At 71.6% G+C, this 19,946-nt stretch carries 17 protein-coding genes; 6 read left to right on the top strand and 11 right to left on the bottom strand.

What is annotated here, in order from left to right; all coding sequences use genetic code 11:
• Window positions 1–25 precede the first annotated feature (25 nt).
• A complete protein-coding gene (tkt, locus tag R2J75_RS03700; RefSeq protein WP_243329229.1) occupies window positions 26–2,026 on the top strand; it encodes a transketolase in 2,001 nt (666 codons plus the stop codon).
• Window positions 2,027–2,148: 122 nt separating this feature from the next.
• Window positions 2,149–2,733 (top strand): hypothetical protein, encoded by a 585-nt coding sequence (locus R2J75_RS03705; RefSeq protein ID WP_316411095.1) that lies wholly within the window; start codon window positions 2,149–2,151, stop codon window positions 2,731–2,733.
• 118 nt (window positions 2,734–2,851) lie between these two features.
• Here R2J75_RS03705 and R2J75_RS03710 read toward each other — a convergent pair whose 3' ends face one another.
• Genes R2J75_RS03710 through R2J75_RS03720 form a run of 3 tightly spaced genes read right to left on the bottom strand, consistent with a single transcriptional unit; the run spans window position 2,852 to window position 6,082 of the window.
• The gene (locus R2J75_RS03710; protein WP_243329231.1) at window positions 2,852–3,151 is read right to left on the bottom strand and encodes a hypothetical protein; all 300 of its coding nucleotides are present in this window, start codon (window positions 3,149–3,151) and stop codon (window positions 2,852–2,854) included.
• A complete protein-coding gene (locus tag R2J75_RS03715) occupies window positions 3,123–4,856 on the bottom strand; it encodes a response regulator (protein ID WP_243329232.1) in 1,734 nt (577 codons plus the stop codon). Before R2J75_RS03715 ends, R2J75_RS03710 begins: the two co-directional genes overlap by 29 nt.
• The gene (locus tag R2J75_RS03720) at window positions 4,853–6,082 is read right to left on the bottom strand and encodes a methyl-accepting chemotaxis protein (protein WP_243329233.1); all 1,230 of its coding nucleotides are present in this window, start codon (window positions 6,080–6,082) and stop codon (window positions 4,853–4,855) included. The genes R2J75_RS03715 and R2J75_RS03720 overlap by 4 nt, the downstream gene beginning before the upstream one ends.
• Before the next feature lie 246 nt (window positions 6,083–6,328).
• Here R2J75_RS03720 and R2J75_RS03725 point away from each other — a divergent pair, with 246 nt between their 5' ends.
• From R2J75_RS03725 to lysS, 4 genes are read left to right on the top strand one after another with little or no spacing between them, the layout of a single operon-like run.
• Window positions 6,329–7,459, top strand: coding sequence for a CsgG/HfaB family protein (locus tag R2J75_RS03725; RefSeq protein ID WP_279341727.1), 1,131 nt, complete (start codon window positions 6,329–6,331; stop codon window positions 7,457–7,459).
• Between the two features lie 46 nt (window positions 7,460–7,505).
• Entirely contained in the window at window positions 7,506–8,150 is a 645-nt protein-coding gene (locus tag R2J75_RS03730; RefSeq protein WP_243329234.1) for a LysE family translocator, read from the top strand.
• 58 nt (window positions 8,151–8,208) lie between these two features.
• Window positions 8,209–8,673 (top strand): hypothetical protein, encoded by a 465-nt coding sequence (locus tag R2J75_RS03735; protein WP_243345684.1) that lies wholly within the window; start codon window positions 8,209–8,211, stop codon window positions 8,671–8,673.
• Between the two features lie 57 nt (window positions 8,674–8,730).
• Entirely contained in the window at window positions 8,731–10,260 is a 1,530-nt protein-coding gene (gene lysS / locus R2J75_RS03740; protein ID WP_243329236.1) for a lysine--tRNA ligase, read from the top strand.
• A gap of 65 nt (window positions 10,261–10,325) precedes the next feature.
• Here lysS and R2J75_RS03745 read toward each other — a convergent pair whose 3' ends face one another.
• The 8 genes from R2J75_RS03745 to accB all read right to left on the bottom strand — a co-directional run bounded on the left by R2J75_RS03745 (window position 10,326) and on the right by accB (window position 19,920).
• Window positions 10,326–11,165 (bottom strand): HvfC/BufC family peptide modification chaperone, encoded by an 840-nt coding sequence (locus tag R2J75_RS03745; RefSeq protein WP_316411096.1) that lies wholly within the window; start codon window positions 11,163–11,165, stop codon window positions 10,326–10,328.
• Window positions 11,137–11,973, bottom strand: a complete 837-nt coding sequence (locus R2J75_RS03750; protein ID WP_279341729.1) for a DUF692 domain-containing protein — start codon at window positions 11,971–11,973, stop codon at window positions 11,137–11,139. The genes R2J75_RS03745 and R2J75_RS03750 overlap by 29 nt, the downstream gene beginning before the upstream one ends.
• Window positions 11,970–12,230 carry a hypothetical protein gene (locus tag R2J75_RS03755; RefSeq protein WP_316411097.1) on the bottom strand — a complete coding sequence of 87 codons (261 nt, stop codon included), beginning with the start codon at window positions 12,228–12,230 and terminating at the stop codon, window positions 11,970–11,972. Before R2J75_RS03755 ends, R2J75_RS03750 begins: the two co-directional genes overlap by 4 nt.
• 237 nt (window positions 12,231–12,467) lie before the next feature.
• Window positions 12,468–13,349: a hypothetical protein gene (locus R2J75_RS03760; RefSeq protein ID WP_243329238.1), complete on the bottom strand. Its 882-nt coding sequence runs from the start codon at window positions 13,347–13,349 to the stop codon at window positions 12,468–12,470.
• A gap of 102 nt (window positions 13,350–13,451) precedes the next feature.
• A complete protein-coding gene (locus tag R2J75_RS03765) occupies window positions 13,452–15,527 on the bottom strand; it encodes a prolyl oligopeptidase family serine peptidase (RefSeq protein WP_316411098.1) in 2,076 nt (691 codons plus the stop codon).
• A 79-nt stretch (window positions 15,528–15,606) separates the two neighbouring features.
• Window positions 15,607–17,754 (bottom strand): pentapeptide repeat-containing protein, encoded by a 2,148-nt coding sequence (locus tag R2J75_RS03770; protein ID WP_316411099.1) that lies wholly within the window; start codon window positions 17,752–17,754, stop codon window positions 15,607–15,609.
• 167 nt (window positions 17,755–17,921) lie between these two features.
• Window positions 17,922–19,352, bottom strand: coding sequence for an acetyl-CoA carboxylase biotin carboxylase subunit (gene accC / locus R2J75_RS03775; RefSeq protein WP_243345686.1), 1,431 nt, complete (start codon window positions 19,350–19,352; stop codon window positions 17,922–17,924).
• Window positions 19,353–19,356: 4 nt separating this feature from the next.
• Complete coding sequence (gene accB / locus R2J75_RS03780; RefSeq protein WP_243345687.1) at window positions 19,357–19,920, bottom strand: acetyl-CoA carboxylase biotin carboxyl carrier protein; 564 nt, start codon at window positions 19,918–19,920, stop codon at window positions 19,357–19,359.
• Window positions 19,921–19,946 lie beyond the last annotated feature (26 nt).

Genomic DNA, 19,946 nt, shown 5'->3' on the forward strand with positions numbered 1-19,946 from the left:
TTGTTCCTCGCATGGAGGTTTCCACGTGACATTCGCCGCCACCAACATCGACAAGCTCTGCATCGACACCGTGAGGTGCCTCGCCATGGACGCCGTCCAGAAGGCCAACAGCGGCCATCCCGGCACCGCCATGGCCCAGGCCCCCGCGGCCTACACCCTCTGGACGAAGTTCCTGAAGCACAACCCCGCCGATCCCAAGTGGGCCGACCGGGACCGCTTCGTCCTCTCCTGCGGGCACGTCTCGATGCTCATCTACTCCCTGCTCCACCTCGCCGGCTACGGCCTGGAGCTGGAGGACCTGAAGAACTTCCGCCAGTGGGGCTCCCGGACCCCGGGCCACCCCGAGTTCGGGCACACCGCCGGCGTCGAGACGACGACGGGGCCCCTGGGCCAGGGCGTCAGCAACGCCGTCGGCATGGCCATCGCGGAGCGCTGGCTCGCGGACCGCTTCAACCGCCCCGGCCACGCGGTCGTGGACCACCGCACCTGGTGCTTCGCCGGCGACGGCGACCTCATGGAAGGCGTGGCCATGGAGGCCGCGAGCCTCGCCGGCCACCTCGGCCTGGAGAAGCTCGTCGTCCTCTACGACAACAACAACATCACCATCGAGGGCGAGGCCGGCCTGGCCTTCACCGAGAACGTGGGCCGCCGCTTCGAGGCCCAGGGCTGGCGCGTCCTGAAGGTCGCCGACGGCGAGGACCTGGAGGCCCTCGGGAAGGCCTTCGCGGAGGCGTCGAAGCCCTGCGGCAAGCCCACCCTCATCGACTGCCGCACCATCATCGGGTGGCCCGCCCCCACCAAGAAGAACACCCACCACGCCCACGGCGCCCCCCTGGGCGAGGGCGAGATCCGGGCCACCAAGGAGATCCTGGGCTGGGATCCGGACGGCCACTTCGTCGTGCCCGCCGAGGCCCTGGCCCACTGGCGGGGCTGCCTGGAGCGGGGCGCCGGGGCGCAGGCCGCCTGGGAGAAGCGCTTCGAGGCCTACCGCGCCGCCTTCCCGGCGGAGGCCGCCGAGTTCGAGGCCTTCATGAAGGGGGAGCTGCCTGCCGGCTGGCAGGAGGCCCTGCCGGTGTTCCAGGCCGGCCAGGATCAGGCCACCCGGGAAGCCAGCGGCAAGGCCCTCAACGCCCTCGCCACCGCCATCCCCAACCTGGTGGGCGGTTCCGCCGACCTGGCCCCGTCCAACAACACGAACCTCAAGGACGGCGGCGACTTCGGCCCGGGGGCCTCGGGCCGGAACTTCCACTGGGGCATCCGCGAGCACGCCATGGGCGCCGTCCTCAACGGCATGAGCCTCCACGGCGGCCTCCGTGTCTTCGGGGCCACCTTCCTCATCTTCAGCGACTACATGCGGCCTCCCGTCCGGCTCGCCGCCCTCATGGGCCAGCCGGTCACCTATGTGTGGACGCATGATTCCATCGGCGTGGGCGAGGACGGCCCCACCCACCAGCCGGTTGAGCAGGTCATGACCCTCCGCATGATCCCGGGCATGACGATGATCCGGCCCGCCGACGCCAACGAGACGGTGGAGGCCTGGCGCGCCGCGATCGGCCAGGCGAAGGGCCCCGTCGGTCTGGCCCTCACCCGCCAGAAGCTGCCCGTGCTGGACGCCGCCAAGGCCCGGGGCGCCGCCCGCGGCGCCTACATCCTGGAGGAGGCCTCGGCCGCGCCGAAGCTCCTGCTCCTGGCCACCGGCAGCGAGGTCCACCTGGCCCTCAAGGCCCGCGCGGTCCTGGAGGCCGAGGGCATCCCCACCCGCGTGGTGTCCATGCCCAGCTGGGAGCTCTTCGCGCGCCAGGACGCCGCCTACCGGGAGCAGGTGCTGCCCGCCGCCGTGAAGGCCCGGGTCAGCGTCGAGGCCGGCCTCACCCATGGCTGGGAGCGCTTCGTGGGCCTGGACGGCGCCTCCGTGGGCCTGGACCACTTCGGGGCCTCCGCCCCCGCCGAGATCCTCTTCGAGCGGTTCGGCTTCACCGTGGAGAACGTGGTGAAGGTGGCCAAGGGCGTGCTCGCCGCCCGCTGAGCCGGGGAGCCTTGACGCACGTTATAAACTAATTATACATATCGGGAACCATCCTCCACCGCCCGGGGCCCCGCCCCGGGCGGTTCCGTCCCATCCGGTCCCATCCGAGGAGTTCCCCGCCCATGCCCACCGCCCCCCTGGCCCGCATCCTCTGCGCCGCGGCCCTGGCCGCGGCCGTCCCCGCCACGGCCGCCACCTGGAGCCGCATCGACATCCAGAGCAAGAGCAACTTCGTGATCAAGAAGGACACCTTTGCCTCCGGCACGCTGAAGGTCCGGAAGGTGGGCGAACCTGAGAAGGGGGTCAAGGCCCTCATGGGCCCCTACCTCCTGGAGGCGGGCCAGTCCTACCTCTTCACCTACAGCGGCAATGCGTTCAAGTTCGTGATCTCCAACGCCACCGCCAACGGCAAGGCCGCCAGCAACCTGCCGACCCTGCAGGTGGGTTACGACCCGTCGGCGGGCACCACCGCCGTGTTCGGCGTCACCAAGGACAAGAAGGGCCGGGAGGTGGACTTCACGTCCTCCGCCCTGGTCCCCTCCAAGCTGGACAGCTACAAGGAGGGCTCCAAGGCGCCCGCGTTCCTGACCATCGGTGTCCTGAAGGCCCTCAAGGCCGGCGCGGCGGCGCCTGCGGCCGACCCCGCGCCCGCCGACCCTGCGCCGGCCGATGCCGCCGCTCAGGCCGACGGCGCCGCCAGCGACTGACCTCGCGGAGGGCCGATCAAGTCGTCCAGGCTGCCTTCGACCGGCCTCGTGCCGGCCGCCGGAAGCCTGATTCGGGATGGGCGAAGGGGCGGCAACGGCTCCAGGGGGCGACGTCCGCTCAGGCCGTCTTCCCCACGGCGCCGAAGGCGTCCTTCAGGCCCAGCTCTTCCAGGAGCTCGAGCAGCCTGGGATCCTCGATCACCATGCGGAGCGCGATCTTGTCCCGCTTCACGAGCTTGACGAAGTAGCCGATCACCGAGGAGGGCATCGACAGGGAGGCGTCGATGAGGAACGTGATCGCGGTGACCCCTTCCTCGACCAGGTCCTGGGCCATGCGGCGGATGGCCAGGTAGTCGTCCGTGGTCTTGATGTTGCCGGTGATGGAAATTTCACGGGAGCCCGTGCGCGCGATCTGCATGGAGGGACCTGGGGAATGCCCTGAAGAAGGTGATTTCGTTGCCGGAATCGTTGAAAGTCATGCCGTCCGAGTATTTTCGAATCATTTTCAGGCCCCGTCCACTGAGGGCGAGGAGATCCCGTTCGCTGGGCCAGGCGTTGGGCACCTGGAAGCCCCGCCCGCCGTCCGCCACCGTGGCCTTGAAGACCAGGTTGGGGCCGCGGTCGCACAGGCTGAGGTGGGTGCGGATGTCGCCTTCGGCCTGGGCCTCGGCCTCCAGGAGGTGATCCAGCCAGACGCCCTCCTCCAGGAGCCGGCGCTTCTCGCGGCCGTCGATGCCCAGGCGCCCGTGCTCGTAGGCGTTCATGAGCGCCTCCCGCAGGGAGGTCCCGAGGGCGTCCCGGAGGGGTTCGGCCAGGCCGAGGGGGCCGGCCAGGAGGTCCTCCAGGTCCAGGGCGAGCGCGTCCACGGCCGCGAGGCGGGGCGGGATGACGAAGGTCGCCTCCCACAGGACCGGCAGGTCCATGCGGGAGAGGAGGAGGAAGGTCACATCGTCGGCGGGTTCGGGGACCCGCGCCCGGAAGGCGCGCCATAGGGCGTCCCGGGATCCCGCGGCCCGGAGGTCGTCCTGGAGGTGGTCCCGGTAGAGGCGGCCCGCCGTGGTTTCGGCCTCGTTCAGGCCGTCCGTGTGGAAGAGGAGGGCCTGGGCCCCCGCCAGGGGCCGGCGGGTGGTCCGGAAGTCGTCCGCGAAGGGGGAGAGGGGCGGGTTGTCACTGAGGAAGCGGATGACCCCGCCCTCCCCGGTGTCCACCTGGATGGGCGGCATGCCGAAGGAGGCCGTCTCGAGGACCGGGGCTTCCCCGGGCAGCCAGGCCAGGAGGAAGGAGAGGATCTCGTCCTCCAGGAGGCGCTTGGCCATCCGGGCCGTGAAACGGCCGATGAAGAGCTGGAAATCGAAGGGCTCCGGCGGCAGGCCATCCACCTGGAGGTTGAAGGTGTGGGCCCCCACGGACGTCGTGAGGGCGGCGGAGAGGCCCTTGCCCATGGCGTCGGCCAGGTAGATGAGCATGCCCCCGTCCGGCAGCCGCCGCAGGGACCAGCTGTCGCCGCACATGATGTCGTGGGGGTGGTACTGCACCTGGGCGACCCATTCGCCGCAGCCCGCGCCGCACCGGAAGGGCCGGGCCAGGTACTCGTTCTCCAGGATCGAGAGCTCCTTGCGGAAGGCCGTCTCCTGCTGGAGGTCGTGGTACTTCTCCTTCATCTGCAGGAGGGTGAGCTCCTGCTCGACGGTCTTGCGCTGGAGGTGGTCGTTCTCCAGGAGGCCCACCACGAGGGAGATGGCCTTGGCGAGGAGGGGCGTCGTGACCGGCTTGGGGACGAAGGCCGAGATGCCGAGGTTGATGGCCTCCACCAGGATCTCCGTGTCCATGGTGGAGGTGATGAAGATGACGGGCACCTTGGGATCGGCCTCGCGGATCCCGGCGATCATCAGGAGGCCCGACAGACGGGGCATGGCCTGGTCGGCGAGGACGATGTCCGGGGCGGTCCGGCGGAAGGCCTCCAGGCCCTCCTGGCCGTCCCGGGCCGTGTGGAGCTCCTTGAAGGTGCCGGCGAGGAGGGTGGAGAGGAAGAGCCGCGTGGGGCCGTCGTCCTCCACGAGCAGCGCCGTCAGCTGCCGGGAGAAGGCCGGGACGCTGTCCCGGACGACGGCCGCGGGGCTCATTGGACGCGGAAGTGGTTGAGGGAGGAGCGGAGGTCCTCGCTCTTCTCGGCCAGGGCGGCGGAGACCGAATCCACGCCCCGGGCGGCGTCCTTGTTCCGGTTGGACAGGTCCACGAGGTTGTTCATCGTCTCGATGAGGTCCTTGGTGCGGGTGGCGATGTACGTGGTCTTCCGGACGAGGTCGCCGCTGGTCTCGACGCTGCCGCGGAGCTTCTCGCCTGTGACGCCGGCCTCGTCGAGCAGCTTCTGCGCCTTCCCGGAGACGTCGACCATGGTCTCGGAGGCCGCGGCCGTCTCGGCGACCATGGCCTCGATGCCGTCGACGACCTTGTTCACGTTGACGTTGATCTCCGTGAGCGAGTTCTGGGTCTTGACGGCGAGCTTGCGGATCTCCTCGGCGACGACGGCGAAGCCCTTGCCGGACTCGCGGGCGTGGGCGGCCTCGATGGAGGCGTTCAGGGCCAGGAGGTTGGTCTGGTTGGCGATCTCCGCGAGGATGCCCAGAACCTCGTTGATGCCCTGGGCGTCCTGGCTCAGGCGCTCCATGCGGCCCGCGAGCTCGGACTGCTTCCCGCCCTCCCGGATCACCACCTCGCCGACCTGGTTGAGGGTCGCGACGAAATCGTCGAGGACGCGCTGGGTGGCCTCGAGGGTCTCGGTGGTCGTGATGGACATCTCCTCGGTGACGTCCAGGTTCCGGGCCACGTCCGTCATGAGGGTGCTCGAGTTCTCGGCGAGGACGCACTGGCTGGACACGTTCTCGGCCAGGTCCCGGGAGATGGTGGAGAGCTCGTTGCTGGACGCCGCGGTCTCGTTGGCCACGCTCACGCTGTGGGCCACGGTGTCGTGGGCCTTGCGGATGAAGGTGTTGATGAGGGCCGCCATCGTGCTGAGCTCGTCCCGGCCCTCGACGCTGATGCGGCGGGTGAGGTCGCCTTCGCCCTCCGCGAGGTCGCGGACCCGGTCGGTGATCTCCCGCAGGGAGCTGTTGATGCTCCAGCCGAGGATGATGCCGAGGCCCGCGCCGCAGATGATGAAAAAGGCGAGGAGGCCGAGGGTCACGGTCAGGGCCTCCCGGTAGACCTCCATGGACACCTGGATGTTGGCGGACCTGAGCTTGAGTTCATAGAAAAGGCTGGCGGCCCCCATGGTGACCAGGGCGAGGCTGCAGCCGAAAATGATCACGAGCACGCGCGCGCGGATCGTAAGGGCCTTGAGAAGGTTCATGGGGGAATGCTCCAGGGCGGACGGGGGCCTTGTGGACGCCTGCCGACACGCCCCCTCCAGGATTCCAAGGAACCCGGTCCCCCGTCGAGGGGGGTGAGCGCATTAATTTGCCGAAATAGGGGGCTTTGGCGACGTCCAGGTCGCCTTCAGCCGCCCTGGGGTCGCTAGGGGGGCCCTCCGAAACCCAGAGGCGGCTGGGCTCACTCAGGTAGGAACCGGCAATGAGCCTGGTTGATGGAGATTTTCATGCGCATGCCCGCGGTCCTGCTGGCGGCCGCCGTCTCGACGGGGGCCCAGGCCCAGCTCTTCCAGCGGCTGTTCAACCCCGAGGTGGAAGTGACCCTCACCCATCCTCCCGGCCTGGGGCTCCAGGTCCGGCGGGTGGCCTTCGCGCCGGTTACCGACCGGGCCAGCGCGGAGCTGGCGGACGCCCTCGCGGTGGACCTGGCGGCCCAGGGCACCCTGGAAGTGATGGACCGGGCCAATCTGGACAAGGTCCTGGCCGAACAGAAACTGGGGGCCTCGGGCCTGGCGGACGAGGCCACCGCGGTGGCCCTGGGACGGTTGATCGGCGCGCCCGTGCTCCTCATCGTCAAGACCCACGCCTTCCGCACCCGGGAGGTCCCCCTCACGGCCCAGCACACGGTCCGGGACCTCCAGGGGGCCGAGCGGCAGGTCACCACGTACATCTCCCGGACCGAGGCCGAACTGAGCGCGACCCTCCAGGTGGTGGACTGCGCCACCGGCCGCCTCTACCGGGGGCTTCGCCTGTCGGCCAGCCCTTACCTCGCGTCGGAATCCATGACCGGGCGGCCCCCCTATCCATCCTCCGTCGAGGCCAAGGACCGGGCGGTTCAGGAGGTCCTGCGGGACCTGCGGCGCCTCCTGCTGCCCTGGACGGAGCGCCGGCGCCTGGTGTTCTACGATGACCGGGATTTCGGCATGAAGGCCGCCTACGGCCGGGTGCGGGCGGGGGACGCCGCCGGGGCTCTGCGCCTGTCCCTGGAGGCCCGCGACCTCGCCCAGGCGGACCCGGCGGCCAAGCCCCGCCAGCGGGCGCGCGCCCAGTACAACGCCGGCATCTGCCATTTCATCCAGGGGGACTACGCGGCGGCCCTGCCCCTGCTCGAGGCGGCCCAGGGCCTGGAGCCCGGCAATGGGATCTTCCTGGAGGCCCTCGCCGAATGCCGCAAGGCCCAGGGCCTGCTGGAGGCCTGCCGCCGGGTGGAGGCCCGGTCCGGCGCGCCGTCGGAGAAGGCCGGCCGGTCGCCTTCCCTGGAGGAGCGCCTGCGGATCCTGGAGGATCTCCGGGCCAAGGGGCTCCTGTCCGAGGAGGAAGCTGCCCGCCGGAAGGCCGAACTTCTCCAGGAGATCTGAGGGTGCAGGCCTCCGCAGGGAACGGCCCGCCGGGTTATAGTGGCTGATGCTCGCCGCGGTCCTGGTCGGATTCCTCTTCGGCTTCATCGGCTCCATGCCGGTGGCGGGCCCCATCGCCATGCTGGTGCTCCGGCTGGGGCTCAACCACGACATGCGCCACGCGCGGAACGTGGCCCTGGGCGGCGCCGTCGCGGAGGCGGGCTACGCCCTCCTGGCCTACTACGGCCTGAGCACGGTCCTGGAGCGGCACCCCATGGTGCTGCCGGCCACCCGCATCGCCGGGGCCGCCCTCTGCCTCATCCTGGGGGTCATCCTGCTGGGCCACAAGCCCAAGCCGCCCCAGGAACGGCCCCAGGAGGCCCGCACCCGGGGCCTGAAGCGGAGCCTGGCGGGGGGCTTCCTCATCACGGCCGTGAACCCCACCCTCATCGTGAGCTGGACGGCGGCCCTGACGGCCCTGCACGCCACGGGGCTCTTCATCCTGGACCCGCGCCGGGCCATCCCCTTCGCCGTGGGCGTCCTGGGCGGCATCATCACCTGGTTCATCACCCTGCTGGCCCTGGTCCGCCGCTTCAAGAGCCGCCTGAGCCACGCGGCCATCCATGGCTTCATCCGGGTCATGGGCGGCCTGCTGGCGGCCGGTGGCGCCTGGGTGGGGGTGCGCGCGGTGCTGGCCCTGCGGGTGGGCTGAAGCCAGGGGCCTGGACCGCCGGCCGGTTTCTGCCCGATGATGCAGGCTGGGAGCGACCATGATCCTGCCTGCCCTCCTTCTCGTTTGGCCCCCCCGCGTCGACGGGGGCGTGCTCCTGCTGGTGGCGGCCCTCTTCCTGGCCTCCGTCCTGGCCCACCGCTACTGGCGGGCCGTCATCCGCCTGGAGGACGCGGCCGCGGCCCGGGAGGCGGACCTGACCCGGCGGCTGGACCGCTATCAGGTGGCCTTCCGCCGTTCGGAGGCTCCGGCCGCCTTCGTGGACCGGATCACGGGCCTCGTGGTGGAGGCCACGCCCGGGTGGGCGGCCCAGGGCCTGCCCGCCGCCGGGACGCGGGTGTTCGGGGAGGACCCCGGCCAGGAGGACGCCTGGCGCCGCATTCCGCCGCCGGCGGAGGATGGCGCGCCCGCGGAGGCCCGGACCCTGGACCTGGCGGGCCGGCGTTTCTCGGCCACCTGCCTGGGCGGGCCCAGCCTGGGTCTGGTCCACCTCACCCCGGCTTGACCCGGATCAACGGCATTCCACGGTAGACTGGTCTTTCGCCGTACCGTTGGAGACCGCATGCAACTGAGCCAATACCGCCAAGCCCGCATCGAGAAGCTGGAGAAGCTCAAGGCCCTCGGCCTGGACGTGTGGCCGCGCAAAGCGGAACGGACCCACGGCATCGGGCAGATCCTGGACGCCCACGACCGGGGCGAGGTCCGCCGGACCCAGGAGGAGCTGGAGGGGCTCAACGAGGTGGTGAGCGTCATGGGCCGGGTCATCGCCATCCGCGAGATGGGGAAGAGCGTCTTCGTGCACATCACCGAGATGGGCGACAAGCTCCAGGTCTACTTCCGCATGAACGACCTGGAGGCGCCGGGCTGGGACGTGGTCAAGCTCCTGGACCTGGGCGACTTCATCAGCGTCACGGGCCCCGTCATGCGCACCAAGATGGGCGAGCTGTCCGTCCGCGCCACCCGCGTCCAGTTCCTCACCAAGGCCCACCTCCCCCTGCCGGAGAAGTGGCACGGCCTCCAGGACAAGGAGAGCCGCTACCGGCAGCGCTACCTGGACCTCATCAGCAATCCCGAGGTGCTCAAGACCTTCCAGGCCCGCAGCCGCATCATCGCGGGGGTGCGCCGCTACATGGAGTCCCGGGGCTTCCTCGAGGTCGAGACGCCCATGATGCAGCCCATCCCCGGCGGCGCCACGGCCCGGCCCTTCATCACGCACCACAACGCCCTGGACATCCCCCTCTACCTCCGCATCGCCCCGGAGCTCTACCTCAAGCGCCTCATCGTGGGCGGCTTCGAGCGGGTCTTCGAGGTGAACCGCAACTTCCGGAACGAAGGCGTCTCCATGCGCCACAACCCGGAGTTCACCATGCTGGAGAGCTACGCCGCCGGCGACGATCTCCGGGACGTCATGGTGCTCACCGAGAACCTCTTCCAGGAGATCGCCACCCTCATGGGCGGCGTGGAGCGGCCCTGGGGCGAGAACCCCGACGGCACGCCGCGGGTCATCAGCTACGCGACCCCCTTCCGCCGCATGACCCTGAAGGACGCCACGGCCCAGTACGGCCGCATCGACCGGGCCCGCCTGGAGGATCCCGCGGAGGTGCTGAAGCTGGCCCAGGAGGCCCACATCGAGGACGCGGAAAAGCAGACCACCGGCGCCCTCCTGGGGGCCCTCTTCGAGCACCACGCCGAGGAACACCTGATCCAGCCCACCTTCATCACCGAGTACCCGGTGGAGCTGAGCCCCCTCACCAAGAACCTGCCCGGGGACGAGAAGTTCGTGGACCGGTTCGAGCTGTTCATCGGCGGCATGGAACTGGCCAACGCCTATTCGGAGCTCAACGACCCCGTCGTCCAGATGGAGCGCTTCATGGCCCAGCTGGCGGAGCGCGAGGCCGGCAACGACGAGGCCATGCTGCTGGACGAGGACTTCGTCGAGGCCCTGGAGCACGGTTTCCCGCCCTGCGGCGGCCTGGGCGTGGGCATGGACCGCATGGTGATGCTGATGACCAACAGCTCCACGATCCGCGACGTGCTCCTCTTCCCCCTCATGCGGCCCATGGCCAAGGGCGCGGCGCCCGAGGAGGCCTGAGGCGGGGCCAACCCTGGAGCGGGATCAGGCGGCGCGCCCACGACGGGCGCGCCGCCTGATCCGTCTCAGGGGAGGCCCGGGTCCGCGTCGGGGCCGCGGGGGAGGCGGGTGGCGTCGGTGAAGCCGGCCAGGGCGCCCCAGGCCCGGAGCTCGGCGAGGAAGGCGAGGGCCGCGGGGCCGTCCCGGAGGCCCAGGGCGGCCACCACCTCGCCGATGGGCTCGTTCTGGGCCCGCACGAGGAGGGCGGTGGCCCCCTCCGTGAGCTCCCGCCAGCGGACCGCGCCGTCGGGGCCGCGGGCCGCCACGAGGCGGCAGGCCCCCGGCGGGGGCTCGGGCCGGTCCAGGGTGGCCTCCAGCACCCGGTGGGCGTAGGCGAGCACCTGGGTGGCGGGGGCGAGGACGGCCACGTCGCCGGGACCGGGCGCCGGGCGGAGGTGCCCGGGCAGGGGCCCGTCGGGGCCGTGCTCCACCAGGAGCTTCACCAGTTCCGAATGGGCGAGCTCCAGCAGGGCGGGCCACCGGTCCTGGCCCCAGCCGGAGGCGGCGAGCCAGCCCAGGAAGGTGGCCGCCAGGTCCCGGTGGAAGGGCCGGACGCAGCTGCGGGAGGCGAGGAAGGCGGACCGGCATGCCTCCAGGGCCCCGTCCCGGGCCAGCAGGGCCAGGGTGAGGGGGTAGGCGTCCTCCAGGGGCTCCCAGAGGGCCGCCCGCACCCCGTCCCGGTAGAAGAGGAGGCGGGCCTTGAAGCGGTGGAAGGCCTCCCGGTCCGCCCGGGGCAGGCCCCGGGCCGCGGCGAAGGCCCGGGGATCGGCCTCGAAGGCGGCCGTGTCCGGGTCCAGGGCCAGGTCCGCCAGGGCCCGCTGCAGGGCGAGGACGGGGTCAGGCGGTGGCGGCGAGGGCCTGGTCATAGGCCTCCTGCAGGCGGGCCCGCTCCGCCAGGAGCTCGGGCAGCGGGGGGATGTGGTTGTCCCGCTCCAGCAGGACGGGGACGGGGCGCCCGATGCGGGCCAAGGCAAAGGCCATGAGGTCCACCACCGGCAGGGGGACCGGGGCGCCGTGGGTGTCCACCACGAGGCCCTCCCAGGTGTGGTGGCCGGCCACGTGCATCTGGGCGACCCGGTCCAGGGGCATGGCCTCCAGCCAGCGGAAGGGGTCGAACCCGAAGTTGAGGGCGTTGACGTAGACGTTGTTCACGTCCAGGAGCCAGCCCACGTCGGCCCCCTCCAGCACCTCGGCCAGGAACTGGGCCTCCGTCAGGTCGGCGTGGCCCAGCTCGCCGTAATAGGTGATGTTCTCCAGGAGGAGGGGCACGGGGAGGGCCGCCCGCAGGGCCCGGGACCGGGCGGCGGCGTGGCGGGCCGAGTCGCGGGTGAAGGGCATGGGCAGGAGGTCCAGGGTGGTGGCGCCGTCCACGGCGGTGAAGCAGAGGTGCTCCGAGTGCCAGGGGCTGCCCGTGGCCTCCAGGAAGGCGCCCAGCTGGTCCAGGTAGGTCCCGTCCAGGGGATCGAAGCCGCCCACGCCCAGGGAGAGGCCGTGGGAGATCACGGGGCGGCGGGCCAGGGCCCGCCGGATCAGGTCCGCCTCGGCGCCGCCGCCGCCGATCACGTTCTCCGGGGCGATCTCCCAGAAGGGCACGTCCAGGTCCCGGGCGGCGGCCTCCCCCAGGAAGGGGAGGCGCAGCCCGAGGCCGACGCCGGTCGGCGCCTCGCCGTTCATGCGCCGTTCCGGGCGCAGGACCGCCCGCACCGGTGCCCGCAGCGCGGGGCGGTGGCGCACCGGCGCCCGCAGCGGGGGAAGGTGGCGCAGCGGCGTCCGCAGCGGGGCCGCACGGCGCAGGTGCGGCCGCAGTGGGCCGCCAGGGTGTCCGGGGCCTTGGCCGCGGGCGTGATGTCCCGGGCGCCCAGATCGGGGTTGACGGGGAGGGTGGAGCCGGCGGCGAAGAGGGCCGCCGCGCCGAGAAGCTGGGTGATCATGGAGGTCTCCGGGCGAACTGCGCCGCGCCGGCCTCTGGGAGGCCGGAAGGACGGGCAGGAAGGGGATGCTGGGGCCGGCACAGGGGACGGGGCTGGGTCCAAGGCGGGTGCGCCGGGCGCTCCCAACTCTTCGGTCCCGCCCCTCCGGGACTGAAGCGGAAAGGTGCGGAGACCCGCGTACGCCAAAGGCCGCGGGCGAACCCGCGGCCGATGCCTGGGGCGGGATCGCCCCGCCGCTCACTTGCCCTGGACGGCCTTTTCGTCGGAGTCGGCCCGGGCCTGCACGGGCCAGTCGAGGACGGCCTGGTTCAGCCGCTCCCAGTTGGCCTTGAGGGGCACGCGCTCCGTGGTGAAGGCCATGCCCTTGGGCACGAGGCGGACCAGGTGGTCCGCGCCGGCCCGGTAGTAGGCGAGGCGGGTGCGCTGGCCCTTGCGGTTGGACTTGAACGCGAAGAGCCAGTGGCTGCGCGCGCCGGAGCCGGCGGACTTGAGGTCCTGGAGGTCCGCCGCCATGGTGGTGACGCCGTGGGCGCCGACGATCACCACGTGCCTGAAGCCGGGGCGGGTCCAGGCCAGCTGCTCCGTGCCGTTGCCGAGGAAGTCGCCCACCGCGGCCAGGAGGTCCCCGTCCACCTTGAGCTCCGTGTTGTCGGCCGGGATGCTGTCCTCGTGGGCGGGCGCCGTCCCTTCCGCGTGGCGCTCGGCCACGAAGCCCTGGACGGGCCGGCTGAGGCGGGCGCCGTTGGTGAGCAGGCCCCAGGCCTTGGTGCCCTCGGCGGCGTAGATCAGGTCGCTGAGGCCCGACCCGGTGAGGTCCACGGCGGCCACGAAGGTGCCGCCGTCCTCGCGGAGGTCCGGGAGGTCGGCGGAAGCGGCGGCGTCGGGGCCGGTGAAGACCGGCAGGTCGCGGGCGGCCGCGGCGCCGGGGCCCTCCACGCGGAGCTTGCCGGAGGCGAGCCCCGCGAGGCGCTGGAGGGGCGGGAGGGGATGGATGATGTCCTTCTTCTCGCCGCTCTCCTGCGGGGTGAAGACGCCGTAGGGCAGGGCGTGGGCGAGGGGGTCGGCCGACAGGGACAGGCCCGCGGCCAGGGCCACGGGGGCCCAGTTGAAGCGATGCATGATGGAACTCCTCGGAATGATTTTCTGAACGAAAGCGGCGCGCCACACCCTAGTGCGCGCGCCGCTTGGGAAGTTCAGGAACCGGTCCCGGGAATCGGGGGGCTATTTGAGCTTCTGCTCCATGAAGTCGAACTGCAGGGCCAGGAAGTGGGCCGTCTGGCGGTTGTCGGCGCCTGAGCCGTGCCCGCCCTCGACGTTCTCGAAGTAAAGGACGTCATGGCCCATGTCCTTCATCTTGGCGAACATCTTCCGGGCGTGGGCCGGGTGCACCCGGTCGTCGCGGGTCGTGGTCATGAAGAGGGTGGGGGGATAGTGGCCGTCGGCCTTCACCAGGTGGTAGGGGGAGAAGGTCTGGACGAAGGCCCACTCCTCGGGCTTGTCCGGGTCGCCGTACTCGGCCATCCAGGAGGCGCCGGCCAGGAGGTGGCTGTAGCGCTTCATGTCCAGCAGGGGGACCTGGCAGACCACGGCGCCGAAGAGCCCCGGGTACTGGGTCAGCATGTTGCCGACCAGGAGCCCGCCGTTGCTGCCGCCGCGGACGCCCAGGTGCTTCGGCGCGGTGACGCCGCGCTTGACGAGGTCCTCGGCCACCGCGGCCAGGTCCTCATAGGCCTTGTGGCGGTTGGCCTTGAGGGCGGCCTGGTGCCAGCGGGGGCCGTACTCGCCGCCGCCGCGGATGTTGGCCAGCACGTAGACGTAGCCCTTGGAGAGCCAGGCGCGGCCGAGGGGCGCGTTGTAGCCGGGGATCTGGGAGACCTCGAAACCGCCGTAGGCGTAGAGGTGGGTGGGGTGGGAGCCGTCGAGCTTCATGCCCTTGGGGGCCACCATGAAGTAGGGGACCCGGGTGCCGTCCTTGGAGACCGCGAAGTGCTGGGTGGTCTCCAGCTTCGAGGCGTCGAAGAGGGCGGGCAGGGCCTTCAGGCGCTCGGGGGCCTTGCCGGCCGCCACGAGGCTGAGGGTGGTGGGCGTCTGGAAATCGGAGGTCACGAGCCAGCAGTCGTCGCTGGTGTCCGCGTCCACGGGGCGGAGGGCGAGGGTGCCGATGGCCGGCGCCCAGGTCAGGGGCTTGCGGGTCCAGCCGTCCTTGCCGTGGCGCACCTCGACGAGGCGGTTCTTGACGTCCTCGTTCAGGTGGAGGATGGCGCGGTGGCGGGTCCAGGCGACGCCGGCGAGGCTGGAGGCGGGGGTGGGCTCGAAGAGGACGTCGAAGGTCCGTTCGCCCTTCAGGAAGGCGTCGGCCTTGATGACCAGGAGGCTGCCGCCCGCGTAGGTGTGGCCCCCGACCGTCCAGGCGGTGCGGGGCTGGACCACGAACCACTCCCGGTGGAAGCCGGCGTGGGCGTCGGCGGGGACGTCCAGCTTCGTGCGGCTGCCGTCCTTGTTCAGGAGGAAGTATTCGTTGGTGAAGAAGGTGGGGGTGCGGATGAGGAGGTCCCGCTCGAAGCCGGGGGTGTCATCGTGGTTGGCCGAGGCCGACATGTCCGTCTCGAGGCCCTCGAACACGACCTCGGCGGAGGCGAGGGGGGTGCCCCGCTTCCAGCGCCGGGCCTGGCGGGCGTAGCCGGAGGTGGTGAGGGTGCCCTTGCCGAAATCGGTGCCGACGAAGAGGGTGTTCGCGTCCACCCAGTCCACGTTGGTCTTGGCGAGGGGCGTCTGGAAGCCGCCCTTCACGAAGGCCTTGGCCTCCACGTCGAACTCCCGCACCTCCACGGCGTCGGAACCGCCGGGGGAGAGGCTGACGAGGCACAGGCGGGCCTGGGGCCGGAGGAACTGGGCGCCCTTGAACACCCAGCCCTTCTTCTCGGCTTTGCCGAGGGCGTCGATGTCCAGGACGGTCTCCCAGCGGGGCTCCGCCTTGCGGTACTCGGCGAGGGTCGTGCGGCGCCAGAGGCCGCGGGGATGGTCGGCGTCCTGCCAGAGGTTGTAGAAGTAGTTGCCGGCCTTGGTGACCATGGGGATCCGGGCCTTGGAATCCAGGATCTTCAGGAGGTCCGCCTCGAGGGCCTTGTACTCGGCGGTGCCCTCCAGCTTGGCGGAAGTCTGGGCGTTCGCCTCCTTGACCCAGGCCAGGGACTTCTCGCCCATGACGTCCTCGAGCCATTGGTATTTGTCGTCCTGGGCATGCAGGGTGGTCACGAGGGACACACCCAGGAGGAGGTTGGTGAGGGTCGATGGCATGGATGCCTCCTGGAAGGGGAGACCTTCAGCCTCGCATTGTGAGGTCTTGGATTCAACCCCCTGGGTGCCCGGACGGCCCTCATCGGTCCTTGGCCTCGGTTGGGGCGGCCGGGTAGCGGGGCAGGCTCCAGACGGGGTAGAAGGTCACCACGTGCCGGTCGGCGGGGTCGTACACGCAGAGGGCGCTGCGGGTCTCGACCCGCTGGCCCGTGCATGCGTCCACCACATGTCCGATCGGCGCGTCGAAGGTCCGGCCGAAGAGCTTCCGGCCCTGGAAACTGTCCAGGACGTGGCTGGCCTGGGTCATGGCCTCGGCGGCTCGCTCCGCGATCCAGGCCCGGGTGGCGCCCTTGGGGAACCAGCCCCGGGTGGGGTCGGCGCCGTGGGCGTGGCCCTGGAGGATGTGGTCCAGGCCGATGGTGCCGTAGGGGGCCGGACGGGAGGTCTTCTCCTCCGCGGCGGGCTGGGCCGGGGTGGGCGGAGGCTTCGGTGGGTTGATGGCCGGGGTGGCCTGGGCGCGGGCGGGCTTCTCCGCCTTCCGGGCGGCGGCTTCCTCGGCCAGCAGGCGGAGGTGGACCGACAGGAGGCTGTTCCGGCCCGCGAGCCGGAGGACGAACACGTCCGGTCCCGCTTCGACGATCTCCACGGGCTGGCTGCCCTCGTCCAGGGCCCACCACTGGGCGTCGTTGCCGTCCAGGCGCCCGAGGCCCGAGGGGCGGGAGGTGCAGAAGGCGAGGGTGCCATCCTGGCAGCAGGCCAGGCCTGACACCACCTTGTCCGCCAGGGCCCGGGCGGGGAGGGGCACCAGCTCGCCTCCCCTCTTGCGCTTCCCGTGGGGGCGGCCCGGATGCAGGTGGTGCAGGACGCCCCCCTGGAGGACGACGAGGCGGCCGCCCTTGTCCTGGGCCAGGGCCGGCACCGGGCCCTCCGCCTTGAAGGGGCAGGCCTCGAGGGGGAGGCGCCGGGGGCCTTCCGTCCCCAGGACCACGAGCCCCCGGGTGGTGGCGGCCAGGCCGAACCGGGAGCTGCCCGGGGCGACGGGGCCCAGGGCGAGGACCCGCTCGCCGTCCTGGGCGGCGAAGATTCGCGCCGTGGCGAAGGTCCCGTTCTCCCGGGGCAGGGTCAGGTCGATGCCGCCGCCCCCTTCGCCGACGGTGAGGGTCTCCAGCCGCGACGCCGGCAGGCCCGGCCCGGCGACCCCGCCCTTGAGGGTCGCCACGGGGTTGGCGGCGCGGTTGGCCAGGGCGTCCCGTCCGCAGGAGAAGAGGATGCGGCCCGAGGCGGGCAGGGTGCACCAGAGGCCGTCGTCGTGGGGCCCCAGGGCGCCCACGGGCTCCGGGAAGGTGAAGATCCAGTAGCTCTCGGGGGCCATCTTGACGAGGGTCTTCCGGTCCTCCATGAGGAGGCTGAGCAGGCTGGCGCCGGGGACGATCCCCAGGGGGCGGCCCCGGTCCAGGCCGTCCAGGGGGACCTCCGTGACGGGCACGGGCACCGTGCCCTTGGGGAGCTGGGCATACCAGCCCTCGCGCCCCACCTCCAGGCCCAGTTCGAGGGGGCCGGCGAGGACGAGGGTGCGCCCCGGGGGGGTCTTCGTGGGCTTGTCCGGCCGCAGGCGCAGGTCCAGCTTGCCCCCCGAGTGGACGGCCCCCTGGAAAAGGTTGGCGGGATCCTCCAGGGCGCCGGGGGGGAGCTGGGTGCCGACCAGGTGGGCCCCGTCGAAGCAGCAGCCGGTGAGGGTGCAGGCGCTCAGATCCACGCCGGCCAGGTCCGCGTTGGCGAAGGTGCAGCCGCTGAGGTCCCGGCCGGCCAGGGTCTGGCCCGGGAAGAAGAGGGCCTGGGCGAAATCCTGGTCCTTCACCAGATCCTGGAGGAAGAAGCCGCGCCCGTCCAGGCGCAGGCCCACGAGGGGGTTCGCCTCGGTGGCGGCTTTCTCGTCGGCCGATGACGGGCGGAGGGGCGCTTTCCGGGTGGCCCCGGCGGCCGCCGCCCGGTCCAGGGCCTGGACGTAGCCGAGGAGGGAGGCGTCGCCGGCGGCCTTGAGCTGGGCGGTCAGGGCGGCGAGTTCCTCGGCGGTGTGGTGGAGGGTGTTGATCCAGTGGACGGGCCCGGAGGCGCCCTGGAAGGTGAAGCCCGCGGCCACGAACACGAGGTCGGCGCGGAGGGCGGGGCCCGGCGCGGCGAGGGCCAGGGCCAGGACGAGGGGGGACAGGGAACGGCGGAGCGGCATCACCGGGGACCTCGGGCGGGGAAAGGGGAGCGGCCGGGGGGCAGGGGGCGGGCCTCCGGCTCCGACCCAGGATGTGGCCGCAGGCCGGGGCGGTTCCCCGGGACCGGGTACGCGGCCTGGGCCCCACGCCGGCGCGTCCGGCGTGGGGCCCAGGGGCTGGGCGGCGCTCAGGCTTCGGCGGCCTCGGCGCGCTCCTTCTCCAGGTCCGCCAGGAAGCCCTCCAGCCACTTGGTGCTGAAGGCGCCTTTGACGAAGTCCGGGTGCTCGATGATGCGGTGGTGCAGGGGGGCGGTGGTGCGGATGCCCTCCACGACGAGGGTGTCCAGGGCGCGGCGCATGCGGGCCAGGGCCTCGGTGCGGTCGCTCCCGTAGGCGATGAGCTTGGCCACCATGGAGTCGTAGTAGGGCGGGATCGTGGCCTCCTGGTGCATGGCGGTGTCCATGCGGATGCCGGGGCCGCCGGGGAAGTGGAGGGCGGTGATGCGGCCGGGGCAGGGCGTGAACTTCCACGGGTCCTCGGCGTTGATGCGGCACTCCACGGCGTGGCCGCGCAGGACGATGTCGTCCTGGCTGTACGAGAGCTTGCGGCCCGCGGCGATGCGGATCTGCTCCTTGACGATGTCGACGCCCGAGACCATCTCCGTCACGGGGTGCTCGACCTGGACCCGGGTGTTCATCTCCATGAAGAAGAAGTCGCCCCGGGCGTCCAGCAGGAACTCGATGGTGCCCGCGTTGAAGTAGCCGACGGCCTTGGCGGCGCGCACGGCCGTCTCGTGGATGCGGCGGCGGAGCTCGGGGGTCAGCGCGGGGCTGGGGCTCTCCTCGATCAGCTTCTGGTGCCGGCGCTGGATGGAGCACTCGCGCTCGCCCAGGTGGATGATGTTGCCGAAGAGGTCGCCGAGGATCTGGACCTCGATGTGCCGGGGCTCCAGGAGGTACTTCTCCATGTAGACGGAGTCGTCGGTGAAGGCGGCCTTGGCCTCGGTGCGGGCGGTGTTGTACTGGTCCGCCATCTCCTCCGGGGAGTTCACGATGCGCATGCCGCGCCCGCCGCCGCCGGCGGAGGCCTTGACGATGACCGGGTACCCGATCCGCTCGGCCCAGGCGAGGGCGTCCTCGACGGTCTCGACGACGCCGTCGCTGCCCGGCATGAGGGGCACGCCCGCGGCCTGCATGGTGGCCTTGGCCTGGGCCTTGTTGCCCATCATGCGGATGATCTCGGCGTTGGGGCCGATGAAGGTGATGCCGCAGGCGTGGCACACGTCCACGAAGTGGGGGTTCTCGCTGAGGAAGCCGTAGCCGGGGTGGATGGCCTCGGCCCCGGTCACCTCGGCGGCGGCGATCACCTGGGGGATGTTCAGGTAGGAGCGGGCGGACGCCGGCGGTCCGATGCAGATGTCCTCGTCCGCGAACCGCACGTGGAGGGCGTTGCGGTCGGCCTCGGAGTAGACGGCGACCGTCTGGATGCCGAGTTCCTTGCAGGCCTGGATGACCCGGAGGGCGATCTCGCCCCGGTTGGCGATGAGGATCTTGCGGAAGGGCGGCTCGCCGGAACGGGCGGCGGGCTTCCGCTGGGCGGTGCGGCGGACGGGGCTCATGACGTCAGCGCACCCGCACGGCGAAGAGGCGCTCGCCGTACTCCACGGGCTGGCCGTTCTCCACCAGCACGGCCACGACCTCGCCGGCCACGTCGCACTCGATCTCGTTCATGAGCTTCATGGCCTCCACGATGCAGAGGGTCTGGCCGGGCTTGACGAAGTCGCCGGGCTGGACGTAGCTGGGACCGTTGGGGGTCGGGCTCCGGTAGAAGGTGCCGACGATGGGGCTGGTGATGTGGTGGATGCCCGGATCCTCCGCCTTGGCGCCGGCGGGGGCCTCGGCGGCGGGCTGGGCCGGCGCCACCAGGGTGTGGGTGGGCATCGCGGGCACCGGCATGGCCGGGGCCGCGGCCTGGGCCGGGGCCGCCGCGGCGGGCACGCCGCCCTTGCGGATGCGGAACTTGACGGAACCCGACTCCATCTCGAACTCGTCGATGTGCTCGCGGGCGACGAGGCCGATGAGGGCCTTGATGTCCTCCATGCCCAAGGCCAGGGGCTGGGCGGAGGGTGTCGCCTGCGCGGGCTTGGAGGCAGTACGGGCAGGTGCGGGCTTCTTGGCTGCGGTCATGTCGACTCCAGGTTCGGCCGGGATGC

The sequence above is a fragment of the Mesoterricola sediminis genome (assembly GCF_030295425.1).
GTDB classification, from domain to species: domain Bacteria; phylum Acidobacteriota; class Holophagae; order Holophagales; family Holophagaceae; genus Mesoterricola; species Mesoterricola sediminis.